Below are 12336 nucleotides of genomic sequence, written 5' to 3'. Positions count from 1 at the left end.
CCTAGTCGCCCGCCACAGCACGACCGATCACCAGCCGCTGGATGTCGTTCGCTCCCTCGTAAATCTGGCAGACGCGGACGTCGCGATAGATCCGCTCGACCGGAAAGTCACTGACGTAACCATAGCCGCCGAGAATCTGGATCGCGTCCGAGCACACTTTCTCGGCCATTTCAGAAGCGAACATCTTGGCCATCGACGCTTCCTTGAGGCAGGGCTTGCCGGCGTCCTTGAAGGTGGCTGCTCGCCAGACCAGCAGGCGAGCGGCGTCGATCTGCGTCGCCATGTCGGCGAGACGGAAGCTGACCGCCTGATGTTCGATGATCGGCTTGCCGAAGGTCACGCGATCCTTCGCGTATTGCACGGCGGCGTCAAAAGCGGCGCGAGCCATGCCGACTGACTGGGCAGCGATGCCGATGCGGCCTGCTTCCAGGTTCGATAACGCGATCCGGTAGCCGTCGCCTTCCTTGCCGAGCAGGCAGGAAGCGGGAATTCGGCAGTCGTCGAAGAGGATCTGCGCGGTGTCCGAGGCGTGCTGGCCCATTTTCTCCTCGATACGGGCGACGATGTAACCGGGCGTCGAGGTCGGCACCAGAAAGCACGAAATCCCCTTCTTGCCGGCGGCCTTGTCGGTAACCGCGAAGACGATCGCCACCTGAGCGTATTTGCCGGTGGTGATGAATTGCTTGACCCCGTTCAAAACAAAAAAGTCGCCATCGCGGTCCGCACGCGTGCTGATCGCAGCCGCATCGGAACCGGTATGCGGTTCGGTCAGACAGAAGCAGCCGAGCATTTCTCCGCGCGCCAGCGGCTTCAGCCAGGTCTCCTTCTGCTCGTCGCTGCCATACTTCATGGTGATACCGCAGGCCAGCGAGTTCTGCACGCTGACTATCGTCGACGTGGCGCCGTCGCCGGCGGCGATCTCTTCGATCACCAGCACCAGCGACATGTAGTCCATGCCGGCGCCGCCCCATTGTTCGGGAACGACCATGCCGAGCGCACCCAGTTCGCCGAGTTCGCGCAGCGCGTCGGCGGGAAACGTGTGCTGGCGGTCCCACTCGGCGGCGAAGGGAGCCAGCCGTTCCTGCGCAAAAGCACGCAGCGAGTCGCGGATCATCTCCTGTTCCTGGGTCAGGATCATGTTGTTTTCTCCTTGTGGCCGGCGGCAAGTCGCGTGCCGGCTTGATTGGTAATGATGACGCCGGCGATGACCAGCGCACCGCCCGTGAGAACCGCGACGCCAAGCCGCTCGTCGAGCAGAGCCGCACCGAGAACGACGGCGCTGACCGGAACCAGATTGATGAACGCCGCCGAGCGCGTGGCACCGATGCGCTGCACGGCTTCGGCGTACCAGGTAAAGGCCAGTGCCGTGCCGAAGAGACCGAGGAAGATGATTGCCCCGCCACCACGCCAGGTGATGGCGGCCAGCGAAAATAACGATCCCTGCAACAGCGCGGCAGTAGTGAGCATCAGCCAGCCGGTGACGCTGGCACCGAAGGTCATTGCCAGTGGCGACAACGAGCGCGTGCCACGCCGACCAACGAAGGTGTAAACCGCCCACAGCACGCTGCAACCGATGATCAGCCATTCGCCGAGACCCACCTGGCCAGCGAACAGCAGTCGGGGATCGCCGTTGGTGACCACCAGCAGGCAGCCGAACATCGCCAGCCCGATTCCCGACGCTTTCATCGGTGACATCGGGGCAGCAAACAGCCACCAGTCGCCAGCCGCAACGACGGCGGGCGTCAGCGCGACGACCAGCGCGCCGCGACCGGCTTCGATCATCTTCAGTCCGTACAGGAAACAGACGTTGTAGAGAAAGATACCGCTGGCACCGAGCGCTGCGAGCGTCAGCCACTCGTCGAGCGACCAGCGCGGCCAACCTTCATGGATCACCACCAGCGTGCCGAGAACCAGCGCCGCGAGCAGGAAGCGCCAACTGGCAACCGCCAGCGGCGATGCTTCGCTGACGGCGACGCGACCGGCAATCCACGTCGCGCCCCAGACGAAAGCGGTGGCGATCAGCTTGCCGTAGGTCGCCGGCGAAGCGGCCTCTGGCGCAGACCCGGCCTTCAACGCTTGCCCTCAGCACCCCGAATGGACCAGGATACGGGCCACGGAGCAGGCACTTGAGGCTTCTTCGGGAACGCTGCGTTCAAACCTGCAGCGCCTCTAGCGCCGCCGCGTAGCGCGGCAACAGGTCTTCGCGCCGGGGCACCGTGAAGCCGAGGTCGCGCATCAGGCCATCCTTCAAGCCATAGATCCAGCCGTGCACGGTAACCGGCTGAGCGCGCTCCCAGGCGTCCTGAACGACGAAAGTCTGGCAGACATTGACCACCTGTTCGAGCACATTGAGTTCGCACAGGCGATCGTGTCGCTGCTCGGCCGGCAAGGCGTCGACCAGCGCGAGGTGCTTGTCATGGACGTCGCGCACGTGTCGCAGCCAGATGTCCACCAGCCCGGCGCGCTCACGATTGAGTGCCGTCTTGACGCCGCCGCAACCGTAATGACCGACGACCATCACGTGCCTGACCTTGAGGACGTCGATCGCGAACTGGATCACCGACAGGCAGTTGAGGTCGGTATGCACCACCACGTTGGCGACATTACGATGAACGAACAGTTCGCCGGGCAACAGTCCGACGATCTCGTTGGCCGGCACGCGCGAATCGGAGCAGCCGATCCACAGATACTGCGGCGTTTGCAGCCTGGAGAGCTTGAGGAAGTATTCGGGGTTGATCTCCTGCATGCGACTCGACCAGGCGCGGTTGAAGTCGAACAGGTGGAAGAGGTTTTCGTTGGCGACCTCTTGCTCGGACCAGTTTTCGAGGTCAAGGGCGAGAAACATCGTCCCTTCGAGAGGCGTCTGATAATAGGCCGGCGTTTCCTTGAAACCCATCTCGCGATAGAGCCGTACCGCGAAGCGCATCGCCGGCAGGGTGTCGAGGAGCAGCTTGCGGTAGCCGATTTCCTTGGCCGCCCGGATCGCTGCCAGGACCAGGTCGCGGCCGATTCCGAAACCGCGCTGCTCAGGCTCGACATAGAGGCGCTTCATCTCGCAAAGTCCGGCAGAGAAAGGGCGAATGCCGACACAGCCAGCCGGCTGACCGTTGCGCTCGGCATAGAACAGGCGGCCGTCGGGCAGCGCATAAGCTCCGGGCAGGGAAGCCATTTCCTCGTCAAAACCCTGGAAGCACAGGTCGACACCAAGCCACGCCGCGTAGTTACGGAAGAACTGGCGGACGTGGCCGATGGCGGTGACGTCGTCGGCGGAGAGGGTGCGCAGCGTATTGGTCATCATCGTTCAACGTAGAAGGTAGAAGGGAAATCGCTGGCCGGACACGCAACCCGCCTGGCTGGCAAAGGGGCTTTTCAAAGTGTCTCGGCAAACAGTTCGCGGCCGATCAGCATGCGGCGGATTTCGGAGGTGCCGGCACCGATCTCGTAGAGCTTGGCGTCACGCCACAAGCGCCCGGCTGGATACTCGTTGACGTAGCCATTACCACCCAGCGTCTGGATCGCCTCGCCGGCCATCCAGGTCGCTTTTTCGGCGGCGTAGAGGATGGCACCGGCGGCGTCCTTGCGCGTCGTTTGGCCGCGGTCGCAGGCCTGGCCGACGGCATAGACGTAGGCCCGACAGACGTTGAAGGTGGTGTACATGTCGGCGATCTTGCCCTGCATCAACTGGAACTCACCGATCGACCGACCGAACTGCTGGCGATCGTGCACGTAGGGTAGCACCAGATCCATCGCTGCCGCCATGATACCCAGCGGACCGCCGGCGAGCACCGCGCGCTCGTAGTCAAGACCGCTCATCAGTACGCCCACGCCGCCGTCGATCTGGCCGAGAACGTTTTCGACCGGCAGTTCGCAGTCGTCGAAGAAAAGCGGGTAGGTATTGGAACCACGCATGCCGAGTTTGTCGAGTTTCGACCCCCAGGAGAAACCCGGCATTCCCTTTTCGACGATGAAGGCGGTGATTCCCTGCGCACCCGCGTTGACGTCGGTCTTGGCGTAGACCACCAGCGTGTCGGCGTCACCACCGTTGGTGATCCACATCTTGCCGCCGTTGAGGATGAAACGGCTCCCCTGACGTTCGGCGACGAGCTTCATGCTGACCACGTCAGAACCGGCGTTGGCTTCGGACATCGCCAGCGCGCCGACATGCTCGCCGGAAATCAGCTTCGGCAGATACCTTGCTTTCTGCGCTGCCGTCCCGTTGCGACCGATCTGATTGACGCACAGGTTGGAATGTGCGCCGTAGGATAGAGCGACGCTCGCCGAAGCGCGTGAAATCTCTTCCATCGCCACAATGTGCGCCAGATAGCCGAGTCCGCTACCGCCGTACTCCTCGTCGGCGGTGATGCCGAGCAGACCCATGGCGCCCAGCTTGGCCCACAGATCGGCGGGGAACACGTTGTCGCGATCGATGGCTGCGGCGCGCGGTGCGATTTCGTCGGCAGCGAAGGCACGCACGGTCGCGCGCAGCATGTCTATCGTTTCGCCATGGGCAAAATCGAGGCTCGGGGTTTCCATGTCTGTCGCTCCTTGAGAGAGGCTTACGGGGCTCTATCCTTCTTGCCGTGCTTTGCGCATGGCCGCCGCATGAAATGTTCGTGGTCGGATCAGGTGTACAATGGTACGCTCCAGAGGCCAGCGAAGGCCGGTCCCGCAACCACCTTCAACCGGCAGTTTATAGACTTCAGCGCTTTTTACAATCCTGGAACCCGCCACCAGATGCTGCCCGATTATCCCTGTGCCACCCCGCCGGCTGCCGGCGAAACGTTGCAGCTTGCTCCCGGAATCCACTGGTTGCGGATGCCGCTACCTTTTGCGCTGAACCACATCAACCTCTGGCTGCTCGAGGATGATGACGGCTGGGTGATCGTCGACACCGGCTTCGCGCTCGATGCAGTCAAGGACTGCTGGCGGCAGATATTGGCGCGCCTGGCGTCAACGAAGCCGGGCGGGAAAGTTTCGCGCATCATCGTCACCCATTTCCACCCCGACCACCTCGGCCTCGCCGCCTGGCTGCAGGACCTGACCGGCGCTCCACTGTTGATGACCCTCGGCGAGTACCTGACGGCACACGCCGTCTGGCACGAGGTCGGCGGCCACGGCAACCAGCCGATGTTGCGCCAGTTTCGGGCCCACGGACTCGACGCCGAACGTTGCGCAGCGCTGGAGCGCCGCAGCAGCGGCTACAACCGTGGCGTGCCGCGTATTCCAGACCACTACCAGCGTCTGTTTGCCGACGACGTGCTGACCATCGGCAAGCACCGCTGGCAGGTCCGCGTCGGCTTCGGCCATTCGCCGGAGCATGCCGCCCTGTACAGCGCCGATCTCGGCGTACTGATTTCGGGCGACATGCTGCTGCCGAAGATCTCGACCAATATCAGCGTCTTTGCCGTGACGCCCACCGCCGACTCGCTCGCCGACTTCCTGCACTCGATCGACGCCTATCGCGAGCTGCCGTCGGAGACTCTGGTGCTGCCTTCGCATGGACTGCCTTTCCATGGCATCGAAAACCGGGTGAATGCCCTGCACGCGCACCACGAGGAACGCCTGCTGGTTCTCGAGGAGCGCTGCGCCACGCCGCGCAGCGCTGCCGAGTTGCTGATCACGCTGTTCTCCAGGGATCTGGACACGCATCAGACGATGTTCGCCATGGGTGAGGCGATTGCCCATCTCAACCGGCTCGAACACGCCGGCCGCCTGCTGCGTCTTGAGGACGACGAAGGCAGGGTGCGTTTCGTCAGGAAGTCATGAGGTCGACTGTCCTTCCCGACTACACCGGCGGGGGCATCGTCAATCTGATGCAGAGCATCGCCACTGCCTGCGGTAGCGCGCGCAGTCTGTACCCGGAACTTGCCGCGCTGTCGGCAGCGCAGCTTGCCAGAGCGCGCCATGTCGTTCTGCTGGTCATCGACGGCCTGGGCCTGCGCACGCTGACCAGACATACCGCCAGCCCGCATCTGCAACGTTACCTGCTCGGGAGCATGACTTCGGTGTTCCCATCGACCACCGCCAGCGCCATCACCGCCTTGATGACCGGCCTGGCGCCGGCGCAGCACGGCCTCACCGGCTGGCACATGCACCTGGACGAGATCGACCAGACGCTGTCGATACTGCCGCTGACCCCCCGCCTTGGACCAGCCAAGCTGTTGCCGGACGCACTGCCGCCACGCCTTTTTGACCATGACTCGCTGTTCCAGGCGCTTGATCGCGAGTGCTCGGTGGTCGCACCGAAAAGCATTGTCGGCAGCGCCTTCAACAACTGGCACTCGCGCGGCGCGCGGACCACGGCCTACACCGCGCTGCCCGACATGTTTGCCTGCCTGACCGAGCTGCTGCAGGACGCTGCCCAGCCACGTTATGTCTATGCCTACTATCCCGATGTCGACAGCCTGTCGCACCATTACGGGACCGACAGCCGACAAGCCCAGCAGGCCCTGGCCGATTTCGATACGCTCTTCGGCCAGCTCCTGCGCCGGCTACGCGGCAGCAATACCTGGCTGCTGGTCACCGCCGACCACGGCTTCATTGATTCTCCTGCCCGGCGAGTCATCAATCTGGACGACCATCCGCAACTCGCTGCGCTGCTTCTCCGCCCCCTTTGCGGCGAGCGTCGCGCCGCTTATTGCTATGTGGCAGCCGATCATCGGCCAGCTTTCGAGGCCTACGTCCGCCATCATTTCACCCGCGCTGCACACCTCTACGCCAGCGAGCGTCTGATCGCCGCCGGCTGGTTCGGCCCTCCCCCCTACCATCCGCGCCTCGCCTCCAGAGTCGGCGACTACACGCTGGTGATGAAGGATAACTGGACGATCAAGGACTGGCTGCCCGGCGAAAAGCACTATACGATGCTCGGCGTGCACGGCGGCATCAGCAGCAACGAAATGCGCGTACCCCTCGTCGCGCTGCTCGTGTAGTGCGCACCAGAACCCGCCGCCAGCGCGGCACGCCTTCCTTCCCGCTGAGGTCCACCCATGGCCAACGACCCAACCAAGACTGCACACACCGATCGCCTGATCGCCGATGCCATCCGTAATCGCCAGACCCGTGAAAGCGGCTATCGCGAACAGGCACTGAAGATCTACCCGTGGATCTGTGGTCGCTGTGCGCGTGAGTTCACGCACCTGAATCTGCGCGAACTGACGGTTCACCACCGCGACCACAATCATGACCACAACCCCGGCGACGGCAGCAACTGGGAACTGCTGTGCCTTTACTGCCACGATAACGAGCACGCCCGACAACTCGACGCCGAAGCGGCACGTCAGGCCGGGATCAACCCGCTTGGCGCGAAGACCACGGCACGGGCCACGGCAAATCCCTTTGCCAATCTCAAAGACCTCTTGCAGCGTAGACAAAATGGCCAATGAATTCAGCTTCCGAATCCTGGAGGACATCGCCCGCGACCTATCCGGTGAAATGGTCTGTTTTCCGACCTTTCTCGACATCACCTTCCAGGTCCGCACGGCGCTCAAGAACCCGAATCTGACCATTGAGCAACTGGGAACGCTGATCGGCGCCGAACCCCTGATGAGCACCAAGATCATCCGTCTGGCCAACTCGGTGGCGATCAACCGCTCCGGCCGAACGATCATCGACGTCAACAGCGCAATTGCCCGCGTCGGCATGGAGGCCGTGCGTAGCGTCTCCTTTGCCGTAGCCATGGAGCAACTGCTCAATTCGAAGAAGATGGCGCCGTTCCAGGCCCTGTCGCGGCGCCTGTGGGAACACACCATGCACGTCGCCGCACTGTGCCGCGTGCTCGCTCGCCGAACTAGCCGTCTCAATCCGGACGAAGCGATGTTTGCCGGCCTGATCCATGATATTGGTGTATTTTACCTGCTTTCGCGGACTGTGAACTTCCCTGAGTTGATCGCCGACTCGGCCGAGTTGCAGCAGTTGCTGGTGCAATGGCATGACAATATCGGGCACGCACTGCTGTCAGCCATGGGGCTACCGGAAGAACTGCTGATCGCCGTGCAGGAGCACGAGCAAGAGCGTCAGGTCACGACGCTGGCGACGCTGACGGACCTGCTGTTCGTCGCCAACAAGCTGGCCAATGTGCAGCAGCCGTGGCGTGATCCGCAATTCCAGGAGCCGGTTGACCTCAGCATCCTGTCCCAGCTTTTCGATGCCGATGCGCTCACCACCTTGCTGGCCGAGTCGGCTGACGACGTCGCCGCATTGAAGAGCGCGCTGGGCGGTTGAGGATCTTCCCGGGTCGGCACCTCAAGAGCGATAACAAAGGCCACTCGCTCGCTGACCGCCGGCCAACGGGGGGCGCTACAGGCGCCGGATCTTGTCGACCAGGGCGCTGGTCGACGTCTGGTGAAGGAAGGGTAATGACAGCACACAGCCACCCCAGCCGCTCACTTCCCGGTTGCCAACGATAGTCTCCAGCGGCCAGTCACCACCCTTGACGAGAATGTCGGGCCGGCAATCGAGAATTCTCTGCAGCGGCGTATCCTCGTCAAACCAGGTCACCCAGGTCACCGATTCCAGAGCCGCGACGACGGCCAGGCGGTCAGGCAGCTTATTCACCGGGCGACCTGCGCCTTTGCCCAGGCGCCTGACCGATGCATCAGAGTTGAGGGCCAGGACCAGCGCAGCGCCAAGAGCACGTGCCTGGGCGAGCAGCGTGACATGGCCGCGATGCACGATGTCGAAGCAGCCGTTGGTAAACACCAGCGGACGAGGAACGCCGCCGATACGCTCCGCGAGATCACCAGGGGCAATGATCTTGCTTTCAAAGGCGGTTGCTGCGGTCGGCAATTGGGGAATCGAGTCTGACATGGATCACTCCGTCGTCGTCGCCGGTCGTCCAGACGAGCGAAATCCCGGTATACTATCGGGTTGCCATGCGAAATTCGTCACTTTCTCATCCGCCGACCCGACGAGCGAGCTTTGGCCTGATGGTCCCATCGTGTCGGTCCCAACGTGACCTTTCACACGGCGTGCCATGCTTCGACTCGGCATAATGGTTTCGTCGAATCCACCGCCACTCGCGTGGATGAGGGCGCCCAGAGAAGTTACCTTGTGGAGTCTGTATGGAAATCAGAAACGAACTGGCATCGCTTCTTGACGAGGTATTGTGCCTCAACGGCCGTGCGCACAGATTCACCCCGGCCACGCCCCTGCTCGGCGCGATTCCCGAGTTCGATTCGATGGCGGTAGTCGTCCTGATCACCACCCTGGAAGAGCGCTTCGGGTTTGCCATCGACGACGACGAGATCGACGGCACAGTATTTGCTACGTTTGGCACTCTGATTGACTTCGTCCAGGCCAAACTCCTGCCGTGTGAGGACTCCGCCTGACCATGTTTGCCTTTCGAGGCACTGGATTGTCCTGGGGTGAGAAGATGGCCGCGGTCTGGCCGTCGGATCAGAGCCTGGCGCGGCGCTTGTCCTGGCGTTTTGTCTGCTGGCCTTTTGCTGGCTGCCGTTCTCCGGCTAAGATGACGGGCTTTGCGCCTTGCTGCGCCGCCCGGACAAAGAATGAACCTGCTCAGGACCCTCGCCACCGTCAGCAGCATGACCCTGCTGTCGCGCATTCTCGGCTTTGTGCGCGACTTCGTGATTGCCCGCGCTTTCGGTGCCGGGATGCTGACCGACGCTTTCTTTGTCGCTTTCAAACTGCCCAATCTGCTGCGCCGCATGTTCGCCGAAGGCGCCTTCTCGCAAGCCTTCGTCCCCGTTCTCGGCGAATACCGGAGCAAGCGGGGAAGTGAGGAAACCCGGCAACTCGTAGACCGCGTCGCCAGCCTCCTTTTTCTCGTCGTCCTGGCAGTGACCCTGCTCGGCATGGCGGCTGCTCCGCTGCTGGTCTACCTCTCGGCACCGGGTTTCGCCGACAACGCCGACAAATTCGCACTGACCGTCAACCTGACGCGCGTCACTTTCCCCTACATCCTTTTCATGTCGCTCGTCGCCCTGGCCGGCGGGGTGCTCAATACCTGGAGCCGCTTTGTCGTCCCCGCATTCACGCCAGTGCTGCTCAACGTCGCCTTCATTGTCATGGCGCTCTATGCCGCGCCGTGGTTCGACCCGCCGATCATGGCGCTAGGCTGGGCCGTTTTTCTCGGTGGCGCCCTGCAACTCGCTTTCCAGATCCCCAGCCTGAAACGCCTCGGCATGCTGCCCAGATTTTCGATCGACCTGCACGACGAGGGCGTGCGTCGCATCTTCCGGCTGATGGCGCCAGCCTTGCTTGGTGTCTCCGTGGCGCAGGTCAGCCTGCTGCTGAATACCATCTTTGCCTCCTTCCTGAATACCGGCAGCGTCTCCTGGCTGTACTACGCCGACCGCCTGATGGAATTTCCGGCGGGATTGCTCGGTGCCGCTCTGGGCACCATCCTGCTGCCCTCGCTGAGCAAGTGTCATGCCGCCGGGCGACACGACGAATACTCCAGACTGCTCGACTGGGGCTTGCGCTTGACCTTCCTGCTCGCCGCTCCGGCGGCCCTGGCGCTGGCCATTCTTGCCGTGCCGCTGATCGCCACGCTGTTCCACCATGGCGCGTTCTCGATCACGGACGTATTCCGGACGCGCGACGCGCTGGTCGCCTACAGTCTCGGCCTGTTGGGAATGATTCTGGTCAAGATCCTGGCACCCGGCTTCTACGCCCGCCAGAACGTCAGGACCCCGGTCAGGATCGCCATCCTGACCCTCTCGGTCACCCAGTTGCTGAACCTGATCCTGATCCGCTGGCTCGCACATGCCGGCCTGGCGCTGGCCATCGGCCTGGCTGCGATGCTCAACGCCGCGCTGCTCTATCGCGGCCTGCGAGCGCGCGAAATCTACACCCCGCAACCCGGCTGGTCGCTGTTCTACGGCCGGCTCGCGCTGGCCATGCTGACCATGGGCGCCGCACTGTGGTTTGTCGCCGGCGACGCCGCCGACTGGCTGCGGTGGAGCCTGACGCAACGCTTGCTGCGACTTTCTCTGGTCGTCACCTTTGGTGCAGGCGTCTATTTCGCTACACTATGGGTCGCAGGTTTTCGCCTGCGCGACTTCAAACGCAGCGCGGCGGAGTAATCAACCAGGAGGATCAACGATGGACTTGACCAGCAGCAGTTTCAACGACGGACAGCGAATCACGGGCGACTTTGCGTTCTGTATTCCGGACCCGGAGCATCATGTCTGCCTCGGCCGCAACCTCAACCCGCAGTTGGCGTGGACCGGCGCACCGGCCGAGACGCAGTCTTTCGCGCTCATTTGCCACGACCCCGACGTTCCCAGCCAGGGCGACGACGTCAACCAGGAAGACCGCACGGTGCCGGCATCGCTGGCCCGCGTCGATTTCTTCCACTGGGTGCTGGTCGATCTGCCGGCCAGTCTCGGCGAGGTCAAGGAAGGCGAGTTCTCGGACGACGTCACGCCACGCGGCAAGCCGGGGCCACACGCGCCGCACGACGCGCGCCAGGGGATCAACGACTACACCGCCTGGTTCGACAGCGACAACGACATGCGTGGCGATTACTACGGCTATGACGGCCCGTGCCCACCGTGGAACGACGAGATCGTCCACCGTTACGTGTTCACGGTTTTCGCGCTCGACGTGGCCAGGCTTGACGTCGAGGGCAAGCTGACCGGGCAACAGGTGCGTGCGGCGATGCAAGGGCACGTCCTCGCGCAGGCGAGCCTCACCGGCACCTATACTCTTAACCCAGCGCTCAAGGCGTAGCCGACGAGGCCGGTCCTCGGTCAAGCACCCGGTCTGGGCAGAGTTCCAGGGCCCGAGGACAAGAAACACCGGCATTGAGGAATGAGCTACCCCGCGGCAAGCCGCAAGGTAGCTTCATCGCCCACCCAAGACCCTTTCTGGCGCCGCTATGAAATTCAGTGTGGAAGCGGCGGGTGGGACCGTCTGCAACCGGCCAACTGCTGACGCTCGTCGTCTCCCCAAACCGGCCATCTGGGCGACCGTAGCACTCCGTAACCTGCCGTCGGGCCGATTCACACTGCTCGGCCGAAGCGGACGCTCAATGACTCACGCCAGAAGGTCTGCTACCTCCCCAGATCGGACTCTCAGTAGGAGTACCGCCAAATCAATTGGGTGTGGATCTTTTCGGCCACGGAGGACTCTAAAAGAATCCAATATGTAGCAGATCAATGGCTTGGCAGATTACCCCGAAGGCGCCACGTAACTTTTCGGGCCGGCATTACTCAGGCCTAAACCGAGCTTTTGACGCTCTTAGCAGGCGGAAATTGACCATTTTTTGGCTTCAAAGGCGTGGCCGAAAAGAGCCGCACCCAAATCAATTGGGTGCGGCTCTTTTGAGCCACGGATTCTCGGCGATCACGCAGCCAACTTGATGTCATCGTT

The 12336-nt window shown here is 62.7% G+C and carries 12 protein-coding genes; 7 read left to right on the top strand and 5 right to left on the bottom strand.

All coding sequences use genetic code 11. The annotated features are described in order from the left end of the window. Position 1: 1 nt before the first annotated feature. From ACCAA_RS16975 to ACCAA_RS16960, 4 genes are all read right to left on the bottom strand, one after another. The gene (locus tag ACCAA_RS16975) at positions 2-1138 is read right to left on the bottom strand and encodes an acyl-CoA dehydrogenase (protein WP_186408437.1); all 1137 of its coding nucleotides are present in this window, start codon (positions 1136-1138) and stop codon (positions 2-4) included. Further along, positions 1135-2073, bottom strand: a complete 939-nt coding sequence (locus ACCAA_RS16970; RefSeq protein ID WP_186408436.1) for a DMT family transporter — start codon at positions 2071-2073, stop codon at positions 1135-1137. Before ACCAA_RS16970 ends, ACCAA_RS16975 begins: the two co-directional genes overlap by 4 nt. Positions 2074-2152: 79 nt before the next feature. Beyond that, entirely contained in the window at positions 2153-3295 is a 1143-nt protein-coding gene (gene can, locus ACCAA_RS16965) for a carbonate dehydratase (RefSeq protein WP_186408450.1), read from the bottom strand. A 74-nt stretch (positions 3296-3369) separates the two neighbouring features. Continuing rightward, entirely contained in the window at positions 3370-4533 is a 1164-nt protein-coding gene (locus ACCAA_RS16960) for an isovaleryl-CoA dehydrogenase (RefSeq protein ID WP_186408435.1), read from the bottom strand. Between the two features lie 201 nt (positions 4534-4734). Between ACCAA_RS16960 and ACCAA_RS16955 the strand changes: the two genes are divergently transcribed. The 4 genes from ACCAA_RS16955 to ACCAA_RS16940 are packed head-to-tail and all read left to right on the top strand — an operon-like array spanning position 4735 to position 8220. Then, positions 4735-5766 carry an MBL fold metallo-hydrolase gene (locus ACCAA_RS16955; RefSeq protein ID WP_186408434.1) on the top strand — a complete coding sequence of 344 codons (1032 nt, stop codon included), beginning with the start codon at positions 4735-4737 and terminating at the stop codon, positions 5764-5766. Next, positions 5763-6929, top strand: a complete 1167-nt coding sequence (locus ACCAA_RS16950; RefSeq protein ID WP_186408433.1) for an alkaline phosphatase family protein — start codon at positions 5763-5765, stop codon at positions 6927-6929. The genes ACCAA_RS16955 and ACCAA_RS16950 overlap by 4 nt, the downstream gene beginning before the upstream one ends. Positions 6930-6986: 57 nt before the next feature. After that, positions 6987-7382, top strand: coding sequence for a YajD family HNH nuclease (locus ACCAA_RS16945; RefSeq protein WP_186408432.1), 396 nt, complete (start codon positions 6987-6989; stop codon positions 7380-7382). Beyond that, on the top strand, positions 7372-8220 hold the full coding sequence (locus tag ACCAA_RS16940; protein WP_186408431.1) for an HDOD domain-containing protein: 849 nt from the start codon (positions 7372-7374) through the stop codon (positions 8218-8220). The genes ACCAA_RS16945 and ACCAA_RS16940 overlap by 11 nt, the downstream gene beginning before the upstream one ends. 75 nt (positions 8221-8295) lie before the next feature. Here ACCAA_RS16940 and ACCAA_RS16935 read toward each other — a convergent pair whose 3' ends face one another. Then, positions 8296-8805: an adenylyltransferase/cytidyltransferase family protein gene (locus ACCAA_RS16935; protein ID WP_186408430.1), complete on the bottom strand. Its 510-nt coding sequence runs from the start codon at positions 8803-8805 to the stop codon at positions 8296-8298. Positions 8806-9059: 254 nt separating this feature from the next. On the opposite strand from ACCAA_RS16935, the gene ACCAA_RS16930 reads away from it, so the two are divergent. From ACCAA_RS16930 to ACCAA_RS16920, 3 genes are all read left to right on the top strand, one after another. Then, entirely contained in the window at positions 9060-9326 is a 267-nt protein-coding gene (locus tag ACCAA_RS16930; RefSeq protein WP_186408429.1) for an acyl carrier protein, read from the top strand. Between the two features lie 180 nt (positions 9327-9506). After that, positions 9507-11045, top strand: a complete 1539-nt coding sequence (gene murJ / locus ACCAA_RS16925) for a murein biosynthesis integral membrane protein MurJ (RefSeq protein WP_186408428.1) — start codon at positions 9507-9509, stop codon at positions 11043-11045. Positions 11046-11064: 19 nt separating this feature from the next. Beyond that, complete coding sequence (locus ACCAA_RS16920) at positions 11065-11694, top strand: YbhB/YbcL family Raf kinase inhibitor-like protein (protein ID WP_186408427.1); 630 nt, start codon at positions 11065-11067, stop codon at positions 11692-11694. Positions 11695-12336 lie beyond the last annotated feature (642 nt).

Source organism: Candidatus Accumulibacter aalborgensis, from assembly GCF_900089955.1.
In the GTDB taxonomy this organism is placed as follows: Bacteria; Pseudomonadota; Gammaproteobacteria; order Burkholderiales; family Rhodocyclaceae; genus Accumulibacter; species Accumulibacter aalborgensis.
Note: the sequence above shows the minus strand (reverse complement) of the source record. Positions and strands in the feature narration are given on the sequence as shown.

Coding starts and splice junctions, on each gene's coding strand:
- ACCAA_RS16975 (WP_186408437.1), bottom strand. CDS start 1,138: ATGATCCTGACCCAGGAACAGGAGATGATCCGCGACTCGCTGCGTGCT.
- can (WP_186408450.1), bottom strand. CDS start 3,295: ATGACCAATACGCTGCGCACCCTCTCCGCCGACGACGTCACCGCCATC.
- ACCAA_RS16960 (WP_186408435.1), bottom strand. CDS start 4,533: ATGGAAACCCCGAGCCTCGATTTTGCCCATGGCGAAACGATAGACATG.
- ACCAA_RS16955 (WP_186408434.1), top strand. CDS start 4,735: ATGCTGCCCGATTATCCCTGTGCCACCCCGCCGGCTGCCGGCGAAACG.
- ACCAA_RS16950 (WP_186408433.1), top strand. CDS start 5,763: ATGAGGTCGACTGTCCTTCCCGACTACACCGGCGGGGGCATCGTCAAT.
- ACCAA_RS16945 (WP_186408432.1), top strand. CDS start 6,987: ATGGCCAACGACCCAACCAAGACTGCACACACCGATCGCCTGATCGCC.
- ACCAA_RS16940 (WP_186408431.1), top strand. CDS start 7,372: ATGGCCAATGAATTCAGCTTCCGAATCCTGGAGGACATCGCCCGCGAC.
- ACCAA_RS16935 (WP_186408430.1), bottom strand. CDS start 8,805: ATGTCAGACTCGATTCCCCAATTGCCGACCGCAGCAACCGCCTTTGAA.
- ACCAA_RS16930 (WP_186408429.1), top strand. CDS start 9,060: ATGGAAATCAGAAACGAACTGGCATCGCTTCTTGACGAGGTATTGTGC.
- murJ (WP_186408428.1), top strand. CDS start 9,507: ATGAACCTGCTCAGGACCCTCGCCACCGTCAGCAGCATGACCCTGCTG.
- ACCAA_RS16920 (WP_186408427.1), top strand. CDS start 11,065: ATGGACTTGACCAGCAGCAGTTTCAACGACGGACAGCGAATCACGGGC.